The sequence below is a fragment of the Marinobacter orientalis genome, from assembly GCF_004792665.1.
GTDB lineage: Bacteria > Pseudomonadota > Gammaproteobacteria > Pseudomonadales > Oleiphilaceae > Marinobacter > Marinobacter orientalis.
This window is the reverse complement of record NZ_SRZX01000005.1, coordinates 222,444-241,671: the sequence shown is the minus strand read 5'-3', so window position 1 is coordinate 241,671 and position 19,228 is coordinate 222,444. Positions and strand designations below refer to the sequence as shown.

The following is a 19,228-nucleotide window of genomic DNA, read 5'->3' as shown; positions in this document are numbered from 1 at the left end:
TAAAATGTCTATCGATCCTATAAGACCAAAGAAACACGGCAAAGGTACCGTATCCCTGATAATATTGGCTAAAATACAAGCACAACCAGAACGTTCGGGACCAGCATGACAACGGGATTTTTCTCTCACGACGACTGCATGAAACACACCATGGGGGCGGAGCATCCAGAGTCCCCGGAACGGCTTGCGGCTATTATCAGTTACCTGGCAGATACCGGCCTGGCGCAGGAACTGGATTGGGTCAGACCGGATGAAGCCACGCGGGACCAGCTACTGACCGTTCATCCTGAACGCTACCTGCACCAGCTGGACCTGATGCAGCCAACCCGGGGGCGGGTGTATGTCGACCCGGACACTGCCATCATGCCAGATACACTGAGAGCCGCCCGCCTGGCGGCCGGTGCCAGCGTTCAAGCGGTAGACATGGTACTCAGCAGCCAGCTGACCAATGCTTTCGTGTGTGCCCGGCCGCCGGGACACCACGCCGAGCGTAGCAAATCCATGGGGTTCTGCTTCTATAACAACATTGCCCTGGCAGCCATGCGCGCCCTGACCTTCCACCATCTGGAACGCATCGCCATCATTGATTTCGACGTGCACCAGGGTAATGGCACGGTTGATATAGTGGGGGGTGATGAGCGCATTCTGATGTGCTCCAGTTTCCAGCATCCGTTCTACCCCCACTCGCACGTGCATCGCCAGGCGGAGAACATCATCAACACGCCGATCCAGGCCGGGGCCTCTGCCGACGAATATCGCAAAACCGTGGAAGCGGCATGGCTCAAACGGCTGCAGGATTTCCGCCCGCAGCTGGTGCTGATTTCCGCCGGGTTTGATGGCCACCGGCTGGACCCGATGGCAGAACTGAATCTGGAAGTGGAAGACTATCGCTGGCTGACGGAAATGATCACCAGCGTTGCTGCCGACTCCGCCAATGACCGGATCATATCAACACTTGAGGGGGGCTACCATCTGAAGGCGCTGGCAGAAAGCGTTAATACACACCTTGAAGTGCTCAATACCATCTGCTGAAAATGCCCGGTTTCACATCAGGTATTAGGCGTCGCGGCGTTATAGCCGCTGGCCTGCTGCAAATCGGGCCGCTCGCCTTCCCGCTGAAGGCGGATCGTGGTGCGCCGGTTATCCGCCGGGCGGCGTGACACCTGATACTGGTCCCCATGGGCCCTGACCGTCACCATATCGGCATCAATGCCCTCTTCGATCAGGTAATCCGCCACTACATTGGCCCGTTCTTCGGAAAGCGCCCGATTGTCGATACGGCTGCCGCTACTATCCGTGTGGCCGTCTACAAAAATGCGCTCAACGGTGGAATCGGCCTGAACGTACGCCACTATGTTGTCCAGGAGCTCCCTGTCTGCTGCGGAAAGGCTGGTACTACCGGAGGAAAAGGGGATACGGGAGCGCTTGACCTGGTCATAGTTCACCGGCAGCAAACCGGAGGTACAGGAACGGTAGCCAGAAAACTGGCCGGCAAAGTTGATGTTGGAGACTTTCACGCGAACCGGGCTGCCGTCATACCAGGACTCACGGGTAACCGTCGGGTCCATCCCTTCGAGCAGGCCCTGAACCAGCGTCATCGCCAGGCGCGAATCCAGCGAAACCGGGCGGCGACTGTCATCCACGTTTACCCGGCCCAGGGAACGGGGAGCTGTTCCCGGGCGCCAGGAGGGAGCCTCCACAATCAGCATACCCCGGCCGGGGCGCATCACCGGCGTTTCCGACTCCAGGAAAAAGGACAGGGACTCGCCGGCCCGGTGACGAAAAACGGCTCGACCGTAACCCGGAACCTGATGCACCAGGGTACATTCGAAGACAGACTCCGACAGATACCACTGGCTGTTCTCGATACCCGCGCCATAGGTCGCGGCCTGCGCCGTATTGGCGCCAGCCAGCAAAGAGCATGCACTGGCGATAGCTGCATCGCGCAGAAACGCTGGAATTCGTGCCATACCATCAGTCCGTCAAAGAAGGTTCACTGGTTTGTTAACGGCCAGCGGGAAGTATTCTTTAGCATTCTTGCCGGAAACAATCGGCGACAGCTTCTGATATAATTCCGCCAGAATTTTTTAAGGGGCAAGCACTGCAAATGCCCCGGCAAGCCGGAAACCATCAATGACCCATCAGATCACAATTACACGGCCCGATGACTGGCATCTTCATGTCCGGGACGGTGACATTCTCAAAGACGTGGTGCCTGCCACGGCCCGCTGCTTCGGCCGCGCCATTATCATGCCCAACCTGGTGCCGCCGGTAATCAATGCCGCGCAGGCCCTCGCCTACCGCGACAGAATAATGGATGCAGCCAACGGCCATGACTTTGACCCGCTGATGACCCTGTATCTGACAGAGTCCACCACACCGGAACAGATCCGCGAGGCGAAGGCGGCCGGAGTGGTTGCCGCAAAGCTCTATCCTGCCGGCGCCACCACCAATTCCGCTTCCGGTGTCAACGATATACGTAACATCTATCCGGTACTGGAAGCCATGAGCGATTGTGGCATGTTGTTGCTGGTCCATGGCGAAGTAACCGACCAGGAAATCGATATCTTTGACCGGGAGAAGGTTTTCCTGGAGCGGGTATTGACGCCGACACTTGCAGCCTTTCCGGCCCTGCGGGTTGTTCTTGAACATATCACCACTGCAGACTCTGCAGAGTTGGTCCTCAGTCATGAGGGTGGCAACCTGGGGGCAACCATCACGCCCCAGCACCTGATGTACAATCGTAACCATATGCTGGTCGGTGGCATTCGCCCTCATCTTTACTGCCTGCCCATTCTGAAACGCAACCGGCACCAACAGGCCCTGCGGGATGCCATCGTCAGCGGCGACCGGCGCTTTTTCCTCGGCACCGACTCGGCACCGCACGCCAGGGACCGCAAGGAAGCCGCCTGTGGCTGTGCCGGCTGCTATTCGGCATACAGCGCCCTATCCCTGTATGCCGAGATCTTTGAAGATCTGGGCGTTCTGGACAAGCTGGAAGCCTTTGCCAGTTTCAACGGGGCCGATTTTTATGGACTGCCACGAAACCCGGATACCGTTACTCTGGTGCGGGACAGCTGGGAAATGCCCCGTGAACTGCCCCTGGCCGATGGCACCATTGTTCCCCTGAAAGCCGGTGAAAGCCTGAGATGGCGCCTTTTAGCCGAATAATTCCGTAATCTTTCTTCAGGCCAGGCGGATAATCCTGGCCCGACACTCCGGGAGTTCAAGTGACCGACGAAAACAAAGAACCGCATCCCATGTCCCGCCGCTTTCGCGGATTTCTGCCTGTCGTGGTCGATGTGGAAACGGGAGGCTTCAATCCCCATAAGGATGCCCTGCTGGAAATCGCTGCAGTCATACTGACCATGGACGAAGACGGCTGGCTGAGACGCTCCGAGACTCACGTGCAGCAGATTGACCCGTTTGAAGGCGCCAATCTGGAGCAGTCAGCGCTGGATTTTACGGGCATAGATCCCTGGAGCCCGGAGCGTGAAGCGGTTCCCGAGCGGGAAGGCCTGAGCGAAATATTCGGACCGATTCGCAAAGCGGTCAAAGCCCACGACTGCAAGCGGGCCGTGCTGGTGGGTCATAACGCCACCTTTGACCACAATTTCGTATTCGCTGCGGCCCTGCGTTCGGATATCCGCCGCAACCCGTTCCACCCCTTTTCCACGTTTGACACCGCAACCCTGGCAGGGCTTGCCTATGGTCATACCGTACTGGCCCAGGCGTGCAAACTGGCGGGCATTCCGTTCAATAACAAGGAAGCGCATTCGGCCGCGTATGATGCCGAGAAGACCGCTGACCTGTTCTGCGCCATCGTAAACCGATGGCGTGAGATTGGCGGCTTTCCACCGCCTCCCGTTCCGGCCGAATCTGCATAACGGCTACAAAAAACCCCGCTTCCGAACCGAAAGCGGGGTTCCTGTTTACCGGCGGGTACTACCAGTAAATACCCCGCATGATCGCGGCGAATGCCACCTGTTCAGAGGAGACTTTCGGCCGCTCGCCCGAGCGGCTGCCTGCAGCTGACGGCGAATCCGGGAACATACGGTAACCGGTGTTCATCACAATCTCGCCCATCTTTGGCGCCAGTGCCTGCAATACCTGGGCAAAAACACCCAGCCGCGTGGCAATGCGCTTGGGCCGGTAGACAATGGCATCCACCACCATGTCGGCAGCTTCCTCCGGTGTCAGCGTGGGCACCGAATCGTAGATTTTGGTGGGTGCAATCATCGGGGTCTTTACCAGTGGCATATTGATGGTGGTAAAGGTCACATTGCGATCCGACCATTCTGCCGCCGCACAGCGGCTGAACGCATCCAGCGCGGACTTCGAAGCCACATAGGCCGAGAACCGGGGCGCATTGGTCAATACACCAATGGAGGAAATATTGATCACGTGGCCACGATGGCGTTCCAGCATGACCGGTGCAAAGCCCATGATCAGACGAACCGAGCCAAAATAGTTGAGCTGCATGGTGCGTTCGAAATCGTGAAAACGATCGAACGACAGCGCCAGGGAGCGACGGATGGAGCGGCCTGCGTTATTAACCAAAACATCCACGTGGCCATGGTTGTCCAGCACCGTTTTTACGAAGCGGTCGCAGTCTTCCATTTCAGCGAAGTCACACTGGTAGGCGTGAACATTGCCACCCCGGGCCTCCAACTGGGCAGCCACTTCCATCAGGCGTTCTTTCTTGCGCGCACCGATCACCAGAATGGCACCGGCGTCCGCAAGCTTTTCCGCAGTCGCCAGACCGATGCCGGAGGTACCGCCGGTGATCACGCAGACCTTACCTTCAACGGTGCCACGCAGGGTGCGGTCCTTGAACAGGTCCGGGTCCAGGTTCCGCTCCCAGTAATCCCAGATTACAGCAGCGTAGCTTTCAAGGCGCGGCACTTCGATGCCGGTACCCTTCAGGACCCGCTCGGTTTCCCGGGCGTCAAACTTCGTGGGGTAGTTGATAAACGACAGCACCGAGGGCGGGATACCCATATCATCCAGCAACGCTGTTGTCAGGCGCTTGACCGGCGGCAGATTCTTCAGGCTCTGGCGGATAAAGGGCGGGATAAACCCGAACATCCGCGAATCGATACGCATGGCCATCCGGGGCGCGTGACCAGCCTCGGAGAAAATATTGAGGATCTCGCCCACCTTGTAAGGATCAGAGTCCACAAGGTGGAAACAGTTGCCGTCCTCGCCTTCCAGATGCGCAATGTGATCCAGGGCATTGACTACGAAATCCACCGGAACGATATTCAGGCGCCCGCCTTCAACACCAATGGTCGGCATCCACTGCGGCAGTGCGTGGCGGATTTTCTGGATCATCTTGAAGAAATAGTAGGGCCCGTCGACCTTGTCCATCTCACCGGTTTTCGAGTGGCCAATGACCATTCCCGGACGATAGATCCGGAACGGAATCCTGCAACTCTGACGAACGACCTTTTCCGACTCGTGCTTGGTCAGAAGGTAGGGGTGGTCCAGCTTTTCGGCCTCCTCAAACATATCCTCGCGGAAGGTGCCCTTGAACAGGCCGGCCGCGGCGATGGAGGAAACGTGGTGGAAACAGCCGGCTTCCATGGCTTCTGCTGCCTGTACTGCGCTTAGAGTGCCCTCGATGTTGGTCGCCTGCTGGGCTTTTTCGTCAGCGCCCATATCGTAAACCGCGGCAAGGTGGAAGAAATGATCAATTTTACCCTTGAGCGATTTCATCGTCTTGGCGTCAATCCCCAGGTTGGGGCTGGTAAGGTCGCCGATCACTGCTTTTACCCGGGATTCGTCCGCGCCCCAGCGCTCCCGGAGATGGTTCAGCTTGTCCTGTGATTGCTCGCGCACCAGTACATGTACTGTGCCGCCGCGAGCCAGCAGTTTTTCAACGAGAAAACGGCCGATAAATCCGGTGCCACCCGTCAGAAAGTAATTCATTGATAGTCCACCCTGCTTGTTGCTCAATTGTTGTTTATCCCTGTGCTGCCAGCCGAAGCATTAGACCAAAGTCTTATACCATCCCGGCAGCCGGCATTGTACTTCAATGCAACCCTCATGTATCGGACTTTTTTAGAGCATTTACTCTGTAACCCTTTGTTTTATCTAGAGCCAATACTCTAGTCCTGCCAGGGAAAGCGCACTTCGATGCGCTTGCCCGCCCGACATCCTGAAATTGAGACTAGCACATGGTGTGCAGCCTGCCCGCAAATGCCTACCATTACAGACAGGAAATGAAACCTGTCAGGAGCGGTGACATAATCGGAACCATTCATGACAGCTTCTGTCTTAACCTCCGTTTCCGGAATCCCGACTATGCAAAAAGACGACCCTAACGCTGAACGTTACATTGCCATCGCCCGCGCCTGCCTGAAGGCCATCAATGATACGGCGGCGGACGCCGGCACCAGAGAACAGAAAATCCAGGCTGTTTACCAGGCCATTGACCACGCTTTCCAGGCCGAGTTCGCTGACTATCGCCAGTCTGTGGCAGTGATGGGCACCGTTCTCGAACGCATCGCTTCCGGTCAGCTTGATGCAGACGCCGCCGCCAGCCTGGCGAAAAAGACTCTGGACCAGCAACCGGAAAGCACCCGCAACGAACTGATTCACTGACTATCCACCGAACATGAGAGGCACTATGCACCCAGGCATTCATGGATTTGCCCAAGGATTCCTCAGTCTGAAAGAAGGGTTTCTGCTGTTACTCCTTCTCGCCTTCAGCTCAGGAGCACTGGCCAGCACCAACCCTGTAAAAAGCCCCAACGACGACAATGAATACCGTTATGTTCAGCTGGACAACCAGCTGAGGGTACTGCTGGTTTCCGCGCCCGGGTCTGACAACGCTGCGGCCTCCATGAATGTAGCCGTTGGCAGCGGAGATGACCCGGCTGACCGGGAAGGCCTCTCACACTTCCTCGAACACATGCTGTTTCTGGGCACCGAAAAATACCCTGACCCGGGCGAATACCAGCAGTTCATCAAGAGCCATGGTGGCAGCCATAACGCCTTCACGTCGTTCCGGGACACCAACTATTTTTTCGATGTGCAGGCCGAATACTTCGGGGACGCCCTTGACCGCTTTGCGGAACAGTTCTCCTCACCTCTGTTCACGCCGGAACTGGTTGACCGCGAGCGCCGTGCCGTTCACTCCGAATTCCGTTCCAAACTGAAGGAAGACAGCCGCCGCTTCTACTCGGTAAAAAAGGCGATCAGCAACCCTGAACACGCCTTCCACCAGTTTGCCGTTGGCAATCTCACGACTCTGGAGAACACTGAAGAACGCCCCCTGCGCCCGGACCTGATCGAGTTCTGGGAGCAGCACTATTCATCCAACCTGATGACCCTGGCAGTTTATGGGCCGCAGTCGCTGGATGATCTGGAGGCCATGGTGCGCGGCCGGTTTGACCGCATTGAAAACCGCAACCTGACCGCCGAGGTGCACGACGAGCCACTGTTCAGCCCGGGCACCCTGCCCGCCCACCTGAACGTCGATGCGCTGAAGGATATCCGCACCCTGGGGCTAAGCTTTCCGATTCCTTCACAGCAGGAAAACTACCGCGACAAGCCAGCCAACTACGTTGCCAGCCTTTTGGGCCACGAAGGTCCGGGCAGCCTGTTTGACGTGTTGAAACAGGCAGGGCTTGTGGAAAGCCTCTCTGCCGGTACAGGCATGGATACCGGCGAAGACGCCACGCTGGAACTGAACATGTCACTGACGCCGGAGGGCCTGGAAGAGCAGGAGAAGATCCTTGAACTTACCTTTGCCTACATCGACAAGGTGCGCAACGAAGGCATTGCCAGGCAGCGTTTTGAAGAAATGAAACAACTGGCGCAAATCGACTTCCGCTTCCGCGAGAAAAACCGGCCGATCCAGGAAGTCATGCATCTGTCGCGGCAAATGCGGCATGTGGCGCCGGAAGATGTTCTGCAGGCACCCTGGATGATGGAAGAATACTCCCCCGCCCAGTATCGGGCCATTCTTGAGCGCCTGACGCCGGACAATGCGCTGGTTGCCGTGCTGGAGCCTGAACCGGACCTCCGGTCGCCCAGCTTGACCCAGTGGTACCAGGCCGCCTATAAAATCAGACCGCTGGACACCCGGGCCGTCGCTACTGCCGACGGCAATCCTTTGGCAGCCAACCTGGCACTGCCTTTGGAAAACCCGTTTATCCCGGAAGAACTGGGAATGGTCCCCGGCCCCACCATGGACGAACCTGTCTCCATGGGAACCGTCAGTGGCATGGACGTCTGGTACGCCCGGGATACCCGCTTTGAAACACCCAAAGCGAACGTTTACCTGAGCCTGCGCACACCGGCCACCCGGGCGTCGGCCCGCAGCAATGTGCTGTCGACATTGCTGGTGGACGCCATCAACACCAACGTCAACGCCTGGGCCTACCCGGCCCAGCTGGCAGGGCTGGATTACAGCATCTACCCGCACCTTAGCGGTATTACTGTTCGTGTCGGCGGCTACAGCGACAAGTTGCATACACTGATGGCACGCCTGCTGACCCAGGTGGCCGAACCGGAGCTGACCAAGCAACGATTCAACATCGCCCGGCAGAACATGATCGACCAGCTTCAGAACAAGGCCAAGGAACGCCCGGTCCAACAGACCTCCGAATTCATCCAGAGCCTGCTGATCGAAGACGCCTGGAGCACGGAAGAAAAGCTCGAGGCTGCCCGGCAGGTGACACTGGATGAACTCAAATCCTTTGCCGATGCCTTTCTGGCGCAGGTCGACCCGGTGTTACTGGTCCATGGCAACATGACCCGGGCTTCGGCGCTCAACCTCACCAATCGCATTCACGCCATGGTGCTGGATGACAGTGAACTGGCAGAAGTCGAGCGCAGCGAGGTACGGGCTCTGCCGGAAGAAGAGACAGTCCTGCCCCTGCAAGTGGACCACCCGGATACCGGCTACACCCTGTATGTTCAGGGTGAAGACACCAGCTTTGAGGAGCGCGCTGCTTTCCGGCTGTTGGGCCAGATTATCAGCAGCCCGTTCTACGAGGAGTTACGCACCAACCGCCAGCTCGGCTACATCGTGTATGCCACGCCTTTCGAGATGCTGGAAACCCCGGCACTGGGTTTTGTGGTGCAGTCTCCGGAAGCCAGCAGTGAAAAAATCGACAAAGCAGTGCGGGAGTTTTCGCAAACCTTCAAAAGCACACTTGCACAGATGTCTGAACAGGATCTGGAACGGGAGAAGGAGGCTGTCATCAGTAACCTGATGGAGCAGGACCGCCGCCTGGGAGAAATATCCGAGCGCTACTGGCGAGAGATCGACCGGGGCCAAACCGGCTTTGACTCACGGGAAAAACTGGCAGAAGCCATTAACGGGGTGAGCCATGAAACCCTGATCAAAACCCTGGAAGAGCAGGTGATCGAGCGGCAAAAAGCCCTGCGCGTATTTACCGCTGACGATGCTCCCGACAACAACGACGTTATCAGCCAACTGATGCAGCGCCCAAGCGTCCCTGACGCCTGAAGCAGCTCAGCCTGAAGACTGGCCGAGAAACCGGCGCCAGTCTTCAGGCTCATCCACATCCCATTTTTCCGGAAGCAGTGCATACGTCAAACCGGACTGAGTAAGCCGGTCGCGAGTCTGCTCCAGGGCATTTTGCGTACCCCAGGCCACACCGGCCAGCATATCCGGGGCAAGCACGCGGGCACCGATCAGTACGTAGCCACCATCATCCGATGGCCCCAGCACCACATCCACCTCGTCCAGCGCGGCAACTGCAAGCCGTACGTAATCTGCGTCCACCGACGGGCAATCGCTGCCCACGATCATTGCCTTGCCGGATTCCTGCAAGCCTGATTCCAGTGCCTGTGTCATGCGTTCGCCAAGCACACCGCCCTGCTGCCAGTGCTGATCCACTTCATAGCTTGTAAGCTGCTCGATAATCGGCAAGGCAGCGGCCGGTGCGCGATCCAGGGGCCGATCCCACAAAAAGCGGACGCCATAGCCACTGGCAACCAGATTCTCAAGCACGGCAAGACTGAGCCGCACATGGGCATCCATCGCCCCCTCGGCACCAAGCTCCGGCATCAGCCGGGTTTTAACCCGCCCTGCTTCCGGCCACTTGGCAAACTGCATAACCAGAACCGACTCCGGGTCAACTCTTTGCATGTCGTACATCCGCCCGATAGGCTGCCGCAAGCGATTCCGGGGATTCACCCCGCCAATACCGCCACCGCAACCTCCACATAAGAAAAATGGTGCGCCAGGCACCCCCGTGTTCCCACCGCCGGCTATCTGTTGTGACCGGCTCCTTGATGCAGTACGGCCGTGAAAGGCTGCAAAGCCGCTTGCTCAATTCCACGTCTTCCATTAACGGAATTGGAGCAAATCCCTGCAGTGCCCGGAACACCGGCGTACGAACAAACATTGCCTGGTCGCCCGTGGCAATGCCCGTCAGCCGGCTGCGCTTGTTCATAAACCAGGCCACCACCCGGAAAATGGCACGCTGGCCACTGAGTCGCACATCAAAACGCCCCCATTGTTCCGGACTACTGAAAAAGCGCTCAAGATGATCAATGGCGGCAGCGGGTAACAGCGTGTCGGCATGCAGGAACAACAACACGTTACCGCCTGTCGCATCCGCCCCCGCGTTCATCTGCAAGGCGCGGCCCTTATCGCAGGTCAGCACCTGATCACACCAGGGCGCGGCCAGATCAGCCGTACCATCATCACTGCACCCGTCCACAACAATTACTTCATGCCCGGCCATCCGGACCGGCTGCAGCGACTGCAGAAAAGACTGAATGGTAGCAGCCTCATGCCATACCGGCACGATGACACTCAGCGAAAGCGATTCAGACAAAACACCCCCGGAATAAACGACGAATCCGCAACACACCTTGAGCCACAGGCTTCAGGCCGCTATCATACCGCCCTTCTTGCATAGATGCCCCCGTAGCTCATCTGGATAGAGCGTCCCCCTCCTAAGGGGAAGGTAGCAGGTTCGAGTCCTGCCGGGGGTACCAAAGATTAGCGAGAAACCCTGCTTTTTCAAGGTCTTGAACGATATTCCATAGGCTCACTGTGATACAAAGTGGCAACACGGCGTGATACATCAGCCGTAGCTTGCCGGTTCCCATTGTAGGAGCGGTATGCAGTGATAGTGAAGTTGGGTTATGCCTTGTCCATCAAAACGAAGTACCTCCAGAAGCGCGGCAACATCTACCAATTTGTCATGCGAGTCCCCACCGAATTGGTCACCCACTACGGTAAGCGGAGCATACGCCATTCGCTGAAAACGGATGAACTGACGGTAGCCATGCATAAGGCTGAACGCTTTGCACGGACCTACAAAGCTGAATTCGTAGCCCTGAGCCAGGGGAACAACCTTACCCCAAGGGAGACCATGAACGCTGCTGCCCGCATGGCCGAGCGATACCTGACCCTCGACTCCTTCGTCGATGCCGTGGCTGAACCCAAAAGACAAGCCTACGCCGGTCAATGCTGGGAAACCTACGAGCACGCTCCGGTTGAAGAGTTCCTGACTCCAGTTGAACAGGAGGCCTTGAAGCGCCTTCAGAACCCCAAGGAGCTACGACTGTCCAGAGTCTTCACTTACTACGAGCAACAACACAAGAAGGCCAATGACTCCCGGTTTATTGAACGTTGCCAGCGGTACTGGAACAAGTTCGTCGAGGTCGTGGGAGATATTCCGTTCTCAGACCTCAAACGGATGCACGTCAGAACTTACATTGACCATCGGTTAGCTGATGGCATGGTCACAGGAACGGTCAGAAGGGAGCTGAGGCAGCTCAGGGCTATTGCACAGATGTGCATTACCGAGACCGAGATGAATAGGCCAAATCCCTTCAGCTCTGTCAGCATTCCCAACGAAGGCAAAGACGCCAAGGACAAGAAGGTTCCCACAGATACAGAACTGATGGAGATAGCCTCAAGGTTCCTGAATGACCCTTCCCCCACCGCTGTGATTATTCTGATGCAAATGGAGACGGGTACACGAGTAGGTGAAATCTCAGGCCTCAAGCTAAGTGACGTTGTGCTTGACCATGAGGTACCGCACATCAACCTGCAAGACAACGAGTGGCGGACACTGAAGAACGACTCGTCAGCGCGTCTCGTCCCATTGGTAGGTGTGGCACTCCATGCAGCCAAAAGGGCCGTAGCAGCTCACGCAGGCGGACATGAAGCCCTGTTCCCGAACTACGCTAAACCCAGAGGCAATGACACAGCATCCGCAGCCACCAATAAGCGACTGAAGGCATGGGCCATTACTTCCCATTGCTTTCGTCACGCCATGATAGACAGGCTCAGAAATGCCGACGTGACCAAGGACGCTAGAGGAGCAATCGTGGGGCACGGAAAAAGTGACACAGAGGACGACTACGGCAAGGGACGAGCATTGAGAAAGAAACAAGAAGCTCTTCAGCAGGTCGCCATTCCAGTTGATTGCCTCAGCTCGTCAGCTGACTCTCAGTAAGAAAAAAAAGCCCCACCGACGGAGTTAACCGCAAGTGGGGCTGAAAGGTATGGCAAGAGGTCGGGCGCTTGGCTCATGCCAGATGATAGTTGACCAGTTCTACTCCTACCGGGGGTCAGGAGCATACACAGGCTCTGACTCAAGACCCTGAGTAACCACAAGAAGCAAGACTAATCGCTGCCTCAGGGTTAGACCCAGAGTTACTACCAGGGGTCGCTGAACTGGTACTGGTGGTGACCTCAGTGGCTCTACTCACCGGAGGCAGAGGCTCGTGAACATATCCCCTGTCTGACTTGGAGAACACCCCAGGCCTCAGCCTGTAGTTTGACTCCAAGTTGTAACCAGAGGTTTAACCACGAGTTATGACTATTAGTAATAGGAACTAGAGGAAACAAAGCTAGTAGTAACAGAGCTTTTAGTAATAACTTTAAGTTACCCCCCCTACCCCCCCCAGAACCAGTGCTCCCCCCAGTAGCAATGGTCATTCAGATGAACTGAATACGGGTCTTCAGCATGACTGCCTGTCATACTTCAGGTATCTCTATCCTTTGGTCCGACAAAATGTTGACCCCAAGAAGCACAAGGCCTGCGAGCCCAACATTTCTCGGGGTCATTCAATTAGCTGCCAGCGAAGAACACACCGCCTGCCTCAAAAGCCGGCTTTCCGTTGGAACGGTGGGTCAGGAATACAAGCTCATCATCGGTAGCCGCCCAACGGGTATGGTTATTGATTGACTCCGGGTTATGTACGTCTCCACGGCCAACGGTGGGAAGGATAAAGTCTTGAACCAGTATCGTCATGTCCATGCGAATACTCCTCTGTGCTGGTTGTTTAGGCTGACGAAGATAGCCGGAGATTTCAGGGAGGAGTAGTTAAGATTCCGTTAGCAGTTCCGAGGTCGAGACTACTTCTACCCTACTGATTTAAAAGGCCTAGGAGAGGGGTTTGAGCCTTCAGGCTACTCGCCTATTGCTGAGATAAGATGACACCACTGCAGGCCTTCTCAGGCCGCTCCAGCGTCAAGAAACACCCTCTTGCAGACAGGCCCTTCAACCAGTGCCCGGTTGGCCAAAACATCGGCTTCCTCGTTGCCCTGATGGCCGTTGTGTCCTCTGACCCACTCCCAGGAAATAGTGTGTCCCTGGCTCAGGACGTCCAGTTGCTGCCAGAGGGCTTGATTCAGGACAGGCTTACCTGTTGAGCCTCGCCAGCCCCTGACCTTCCAGCCCTCCAGCCACTCCGTCATGCCTTTGACGAGCAACTGGCTGTCTGTGACCAGCCGTATGGGCCTGCCTGCGTGTTGCTTCAGGGTCTCCAACGCTTTGATTGCAGCGGTGAGCTCCATCCTCTGGTTTGTAGTCTCAGGTACTCGATCTGCCAGGAATAGGCGCTGATGCTCGTCCTCAATGATCACAGCCCAAGAGCCAGGCCCTGGGTTGCCCTTGCATGCCCCGTCTGTGTGAATGGTGATAGTAGATGTGTTCGTTGTCATGATGATGACCTCCTGCCTTTCTGTCGGTTATGCCGCGAGGTGATGCGGCGGGTTCGTTCTTTGGTCCGACAAAAAAACTGGGCAGGAGGTCAGGTAGGTAGGAGTACGTATCAAGCCAGGGCTGTGTAAAGGGTCTGTCGACTGACGCCGAACTCATGAGCCAGCGCCTTCTTCTGCTCTCCGGCTGTAACCCTGCTCCTTATCTCTTCGACCTGTTCAGGGGTCAACTTTGGTTTCGCCCCGATCTGCTTACCTTTCTTCCTGGCGGCAGCAATGCCTTCCCTTTGACGTTCGTTGATCATGGCACGCTCAAACTCTGCAAAGGCTCCCATCATCTGAAGCTGGAGACGCTGAAAGGGGTTCTCCTCACCAGTGAAAACCAGCTTCTCCTTGTGGAACTGAATGGTCACACCACGCTCGGTCACCTCCTCAACGATTTCCAGAAGGTCAACCATGTTCCGGGCGAGCCTGTCGATACTGTGGACGTGGAGGTAGTCACCCTTTCGTATGTGCTTAAGGCATGCCCGAAGTTCAGGCCTGTTTCTATCCTTGCCGCTGACCCTGTCAGTAAAGGTCATATCAAACTCAATACCAGCGTCTGCAAGCTGGCGGTCTGTGTTCTGGTCAACAGAGCTGACCCGGATGTAGGCAACGTGATGTCCGTTCAAGCGGTAACCCTCAGTGAACTGTTATGTCCAAATTAGTCTAAGGCTCACCTTTACATAGTGTCAATAAATTAAAATCCGATTTTGTTGGACACGAAGAAACAAGGGCCGAGAACATGGAGAGGAGCGTGTCAGACATGCTTACTCACCTGGACACGCGGGGTAGCTCAACCTTGGACTGTGCACCGCAACTCATACTCGGTACACATCCCTGTGGAAAGATACCATTTTCAACTAAAAATCAGGGTGATACACCGAACCCAACACCACCGCCGCACACAATTTAATGAACCTTAACCATTCTCCCCCTGTCTTTAACCAGAAGGTTACATTAAGGTTTGTACATCAGCGGCACAGAAGGACTTGAGCAGGAAATACAGAAGTGGAAACAAGTGCTGAAGGGTAAGGTAATGGACACGCCTAACCCGAGGTCTCCCCCGGGCAGGCCTGCGACTGAAGTTTGGCCGACGCCAGTCGCAATGTGTCCATTGAAGCACGGCAAAAGGTACTTTAGAGGAGAACCCATATGCCACTACTCCATCGTCATACTCGACGTGTCGAGCGACGACAACCTGATATTACCCCTCCTAGAGACGGGATATCAATCTGGGTGAGTGGGCGAACGCTCAGAACCCTGATGCTTTACCTGGTGCTGATCTTGCCGATCACCCCAAGCGGACCAGAAGCTAGACAGCCTGAACTGGAACCAGTCGCCGAACAGAAAGCCCACGTTATGTGGCTATAAAGTAAGACCCCTTACCCGCTCCTGGCCCTGAGTTAGGGGGGGTATGGGGGTAATTCAAGCTTCGACTCTTTATAATTACACGCTCAAATTTCTTTGATATAAACCTTTCGAACACCCTCAATGTGAATACTGAGCGACACCTTGAGTCATTTTCTTCAAGATGATTGTGCCTGCACCCTTCCCATCGGAGGCTCAGCGGTAACGGACGGCTGATAACTGCACTTAGACCCCAAACGAAGATACGCCTTAGCTCAACACACCTCATCATCCTCATCAGTCCGAAGTATTTCTCGAATACCAAATTGATAAAACTCAGAGTGAAGCCCGACGTCATAAACCTTGATGTGGGAACCCTTAGATGATGCGGCAGCGCAAAGAAAAGTCTTCGACCATTCCGGCATTGGCGAGGCAACATAGATGGCACGAATGCAAGAGGGGTCGAAGAACATTTTGCCTTGAACATCACCTAATACCCGGACTTCGTTTTCATAAGCCCAACTGTACTGCTTCGTTGCAAAGGCTTTGAGAATCTCTATGGACAAGGCGCCGTGCTCGTCGCTGAGGTAACTCTCCATAAGCTGCTTGACAGAAACTCTTGGTAGCCGCTGGTCATCCGCGTAATGTATCGGTGAAGTTGCTATCTTACCTGCATTTTTCTCCTTGAGGGATTTCAGGAGCCTTCCGTAATCAAACTCAATGCAAAAACCTTTGAATCCCCCTGCATAGTGCGCCCACATTTGCATATTGTTTAGCGGAGATGGCATCTGCTCATCGTCTCCACGCGACACGGACAAAGAGTACACAGCTATCTCGTCTCTTTGAGCTTCGTGGAAATCGCGGAGGTAAGCTATTGCCTGACCATCAACATAGTCAGCAAAGCCGTTCTCTCCCTTTTCGAGGTGTTCCATATACAGGTCCTGTACGACCTTCTCTGGGTTTTTTTCTTCAGACTCGGTAGCGTAGACCTTTTTGAGAAACTCGACTCTCAAACCATCAGTTACACCTTCCGAATAAAAATGAGCAAAGCCCTCATACGGGTCGTTCAATGCTCCTAACGAGGAGAACCAAAGATAATCGTTGAAGAAAGCATCAAGGTCTCTGACGTTCCCCTCCCTGAACTTAAATACCGTGATTAGATCAGGCACTCCTCCTCCCTTCGAGCGAACCATAGCTAAGCGAGGATGGAACAATTAACTCAAAACTCTCGATCACCCACGCGTATATTCAATTCCAGTGTATATCATGTGCAACATACTGTGTTACATTCTAAAAAACGTCGCAGTTTGAGCCTTAATATTCAGCAGGTTAGAGGTGCCAGACAAGGTAACCAATCCTGCCGGGGGTACCATCCTTACTTGCTATTCCCCGTCCCGACCCATCTCGAGTGCCACCAGATGATCTCTCTGAGCTACGATCCTACCAATCAAAACGACAGGAGCCGATATGTTGCCAGTTTTGCCTGACCGGCATTGGTGTACGCGTGCTTCCAGCGGCGGCCGCCATCTGATGTGGATTCTGCTGGCGCTCGCCCTGTTCGGGACCAGCTCCGATGTATTGGCCCATGCTGTTGCCCAGGGCGACAAGGGCTACATCCAGGAAATTACCGGGGTAAACCTCATTGCGTTCATGTACCTGGGGGCCAAGCACATGGTCACCGGCTATGACCATCTCCTGTTCCTTCTGGGCGTCATCTTTTTTCTCTACCGTATGCAGCACATCGCCCTCTACGTCAGTCTGTTTGCGCTGGGGCATTCCACCACCATGCTGTTGGGCGTGTATTTCAATATAGGCATCAACAGCTACATTATCGATGCCATTATCGGGCTGTCGGTGGTGTACAAGGCGCTGGATAACCTGGGGGCGTATCAGCGCTGGTTCGGTTTCCAGCCCAACACCCGGGCTGCGACACTGATCTTTGGCCTCTTCCACGGTTTTGGTCTGTCTTCAAAAATCATCGAGTACGACATATCTCCGGATGGACTGGTACCGAACCTGCTCGCGTTCAACGTGGGTGTGGAAATCGGCCAGATCATTGCTCTGGCCATGATCCTGATCGTGATGGGGTTCTGGCGCAAGACCGATGGCTTTTTCCGCCATGCCTACACCGCCAACGTTGCCATGATGAGCGCGGGCTTCCTGCTTGTCGGCTATCAGCTCACCGGTTATTTTGTCGCCTGATTCTGGAGACCTTTTATGTACAACACCGATATGCCCTCACAAAACGAACTACCCGGCACCGCCCGGCTGATTCGCTCCACCATTATCGCCGCCGTTGTAGCCCTGGTGCTGCTGGTCACGGTGGTAATGCCAGCCGAGTATGCAATGGACCCCACTGGGGCAGGCCGCCTGCTTGGTTTGACCGAGATGGGAGAAATCAAGAAACAGCTCGAAGAAGAAGCCGACGCCGACGAGGCTGTACAGATGGTCTCAGTACAATCCTCCAGTGGGGAGAACATCTCAGAGCCCGCTGAGCCTGCCTCCGGAACAGTCGTGGCTCCGGAACCCGAAGCCGCGCCGGAAACAGAAGAGGCCGCACCAGAACCCGTGGCCGCACCGGAATGGCAGGACGAGTTACGTGTCGTTCTGACCCCCGGTGAAGGTACAGAATTCAAACTCACCATGGAGGAAGGCGCCATTGCCCGTTTTTCCTGGGTATCCGAGGGCGGTCCGATCAACTATGACACCCACGGTGACGGCAGCGGACAATCCATCTCCTACGAGAAGGGCCGCGGCGTTCCGCAGGATGAGGGAGAGCTGGAAGCGGCGTTCACCGGTAACCACGGCTGGTTTTTCCGTAACCGTAATGATAATGACATTACTCTGGTGCTTCGTACCGGCGGTGATTACGGTGAACTGAAAAAAATGCTTTAATTGGCGCCACAGGAAAAGCACAAAGCGGAGTGCATGAATGAGCGGAGCGTGTAACGACCAGTCCAGCCGCGAAGAATCCGGCACGGAAACAACCACGCATCCCCTTGGTTCCGCTTCTTCTGGCGACTGGCTCAGTGTTTATAAGGTGCCAAAGATGGACTGCCCCTCGGAAGAGCGGATGATCCGTATGGCGCTCGGCCGGCTTGACAGCATTCGGGCACTCTCATTTGATCTGTCTGGCCGCACATTGGAAGTTCTCCATAATGGAGACGCCAGGGCAATCACCGATAAACTGGCAACTCTTGGTTTGGGAGCCTCTCTCCAGGACACCCGCGCAACGGATCCTGAAACCCTCAAGACTGTCCGATCCGCCGCTTCCGGCCAGCCCGAAGAGTCGGGTACCTTGTGGATACTATTGGCAATCAACGGCCTGATGTTCCTGGTCGAAATGATAATGGGCCTGATTGCCCAATCTGCCGGGCTGATTGCTGACTCGGTTGATATGTTTGCCGATGCGGCGGTTTACGGCCTCGCTCTTTATGCGGTTGGTCATGGCGTCAGGATGCAGGTGCGAGCTGCCCACGTCGCCGGTATTCTCCAGCTCATTCTCGCGATCGGGGTGCTCGTTGAAGTCGGCAGACGCTTCCTCTTCGGCAGTGAGCCGGAGTCCCTGATGATGATGGCCATCGCGTTTGTGGCGTTGATCGCCAATACCACCTGCCTGCTGCTGATTTCGAGACACCGTGACGGCGGTGCCCACATGAAGGCAAGCTGGATATTCTCAGCCAACGATGTGGTTATCAATCTGGGTGTTATCCTCGCAGGCGCGCTTGTTGCCTGGACTGGCTCCAATTATCCGGACCTGATCATCGGCGCCATCGTGGGAGCCATCGTGCTCAGTGGCGCCAGGCGCATCCTTGCGCTCAAGGGATGAATCAATGTCCACTGGTGGCCGGCCACGGCGTTTCGGAGTGGCTTTCTCTGGTAAGATAGGAC

The 19,228-nt window shown here is 55.7% G+C and carries 17 protein-coding genes and 1 tRNA gene; 10 read left to right on the top strand and 8 right to left on the bottom strand.

Annotated elements, in window-relative coordinates:
* The first annotated feature begins 105 nt into the window (after positions 1-105).
* Positions 106-1,032: a histone deacetylase family protein gene (locus DIT72_RS14595; protein ID WP_135955970.1), complete on the top strand. Its 927-nt coding sequence runs from the start codon at positions 106-108 to the stop codon at positions 1,030-1,032.
* Positions 1,033-1,049: 17 nt separating this feature from the next.
* Here the strand turns inward: DIT72_RS14595 and DIT72_RS14590 are convergent, their stop codons facing one another.
* Complete coding sequence (locus tag DIT72_RS14590) at positions 1,050-1,970, bottom strand: flagellar protein MotY (protein ID WP_135955969.1); 921 nt, start codon at positions 1,968-1,970, stop codon at positions 1,050-1,052.
* A 163-nt stretch (positions 1,971-2,133) separates the two neighbouring features.
* On the opposite strand from DIT72_RS14590, the gene pyrC reads away from it, so the two are divergent.
* Together pyrC and rnt are read left to right on the top strand one after the other, a co-directional pair.
* Complete coding sequence (pyrC, locus tag DIT72_RS14585) at positions 2,134-3,171, top strand: dihydroorotase (protein WP_135955968.1); 1,038 nt, start codon at positions 2,134-2,136, stop codon at positions 3,169-3,171.
* Between the two features lie 59 nt (positions 3,172-3,230).
* On the top strand, positions 3,231-3,887 hold the full coding sequence (rnt, locus tag DIT72_RS14580) for a ribonuclease T (protein WP_135955967.1): 657 nt from the start codon (positions 3,231-3,233) through the stop codon (positions 3,885-3,887).
* Between the two features lie 58 nt (positions 3,888-3,945).
* Here the strand turns inward: rnt and DIT72_RS14575 are convergent, their stop codons facing one another.
* Positions 3,946-5,931, bottom strand: a complete 1,986-nt coding sequence (locus DIT72_RS14575) for an SDR family oxidoreductase (RefSeq protein ID WP_135955966.1) — start codon at positions 5,929-5,931, stop codon at positions 3,946-3,948.
* Between the two features lie 375 nt (positions 5,932-6,306).
* On the opposite strand from DIT72_RS14575, the gene DIT72_RS14570 reads away from it, so the two are divergent.
* Complete coding sequence (locus DIT72_RS14570) at positions 6,307-6,606, top strand: hypothetical protein (RefSeq protein WP_135955965.1); 300 nt, start codon at positions 6,307-6,309, stop codon at positions 6,604-6,606.
* A 25-nt stretch (positions 6,607-6,631) separates the two neighbouring features.
* Positions 6,632-9,484, top strand: a complete 2,853-nt coding sequence (locus tag DIT72_RS14565) for an insulinase family protein (RefSeq protein ID WP_135955964.1) — start codon at positions 6,632-6,634, stop codon at positions 9,482-9,484.
* Between the two features lie 6 nt (positions 9,485-9,490).
* Here DIT72_RS14565 and DIT72_RS14560 read toward each other — a convergent pair whose 3' ends face one another.
* Positions 9,491-10,129: a TIGR04282 family arsenosugar biosynthesis glycosyltransferase gene (locus DIT72_RS14560; protein ID WP_135955963.1), complete on the bottom strand. Its 639-nt coding sequence runs from the start codon at positions 10,127-10,129 to the stop codon at positions 9,491-9,493.
* Entirely contained in the window at positions 10,116-10,823 is a 708-nt protein-coding gene (locus DIT72_RS14555) for a TIGR04283 family arsenosugar biosynthesis glycosyltransferase (RefSeq protein WP_135955962.1), read from the bottom strand. The genes DIT72_RS14560 and DIT72_RS14555 overlap by 14 nt, the downstream gene beginning before the upstream one ends.
* 86 nt (positions 10,824-10,909) lie before the next feature.
* Here DIT72_RS14555 and DIT72_RS14550 point away from each other — a divergent pair.
* Positions 10,910-10,986, top strand: a tRNA-Arg gene (locus tag DIT72_RS14550).
* A 131-nt stretch (positions 10,987-11,117) separates the two neighbouring features.
* A complete protein-coding gene (locus tag DIT72_RS14545) occupies positions 11,118-12,458 on the top strand; it encodes a DUF6538 domain-containing protein (RefSeq protein ID WP_135955961.1) in 1,341 nt (446 codons plus the stop codon).
* Between the two features lie 618 nt (positions 12,459-13,076).
* Here DIT72_RS14545 and DIT72_RS14540 read toward each other — a convergent pair.
* The 4 genes from DIT72_RS14540 to DIT72_RS14525 all read right to left on the bottom strand — a co-directional run bounded on the left by DIT72_RS14540 (position 13,077) and on the right by DIT72_RS14525 (position 16,506).
* Positions 13,077-13,265 (bottom strand): hypothetical protein, encoded by a 189-nt coding sequence (locus DIT72_RS14540; RefSeq protein ID WP_135955960.1) that lies wholly within the window; start codon positions 13,263-13,265, stop codon positions 13,077-13,079.
* A 197-nt stretch (positions 13,266-13,462) separates the two neighbouring features.
* Positions 13,463-13,951 carry a ribonuclease HI gene (gene rnhA / locus DIT72_RS14535; RefSeq protein ID WP_135955959.1) on the bottom strand — a complete coding sequence of 163 codons (489 nt, stop codon included), beginning with the start codon at positions 13,949-13,951 and terminating at the stop codon, positions 13,463-13,465.
* A gap of 110 nt (positions 13,952-14,061) precedes the next feature.
* The gene (locus DIT72_RS14530) at positions 14,062-14,619 is read right to left on the bottom strand and encodes a recombinase family protein (protein ID WP_135955958.1); all 558 of its coding nucleotides are present in this window, start codon (positions 14,617-14,619) and stop codon (positions 14,062-14,064) included.
* A gap of 993 nt (positions 14,620-15,612) precedes the next feature.
* Positions 15,613-16,506 carry a DUF2971 domain-containing protein gene (locus DIT72_RS14525; protein ID WP_168355067.1) on the bottom strand — a complete coding sequence of 298 codons (894 nt, stop codon included), beginning with the start codon at positions 16,504-16,506 and terminating at the stop codon, positions 15,613-15,615.
* Positions 16,507-16,867: 361 nt separating this feature from the next.
* Here DIT72_RS14525 and DIT72_RS14520 point away from each other — a divergent pair, with 361 nt between their 5' ends.
* From DIT72_RS14520 to DIT72_RS14510, 3 genes are read left to right on the top strand one after another with little or no spacing between them, the layout of a single operon-like run.
* Complete coding sequence (locus DIT72_RS14520; RefSeq protein ID WP_228260836.1) at positions 16,868-17,539, top strand: HupE/UreJ family protein; 672 nt, start codon at positions 16,868-16,870, stop codon at positions 17,537-17,539.
* A 15-nt stretch (positions 17,540-17,554) separates the two neighbouring features.
* Positions 17,555-18,232, top strand: a complete 678-nt coding sequence (locus DIT72_RS14515; protein WP_135955955.1) for a hypothetical protein — start codon at positions 17,555-17,557, stop codon at positions 18,230-18,232.
* Positions 18,233-18,269: 37 nt separating this feature from the next.
* Positions 18,270-19,166 (top strand): cation transporter, encoded by an 897-nt coding sequence (locus DIT72_RS14510; protein ID WP_135955954.1) that lies wholly within the window; start codon positions 18,270-18,272, stop codon positions 19,164-19,166.
* Positions 19,167-19,228: the final 62 nt, after the last annotated feature.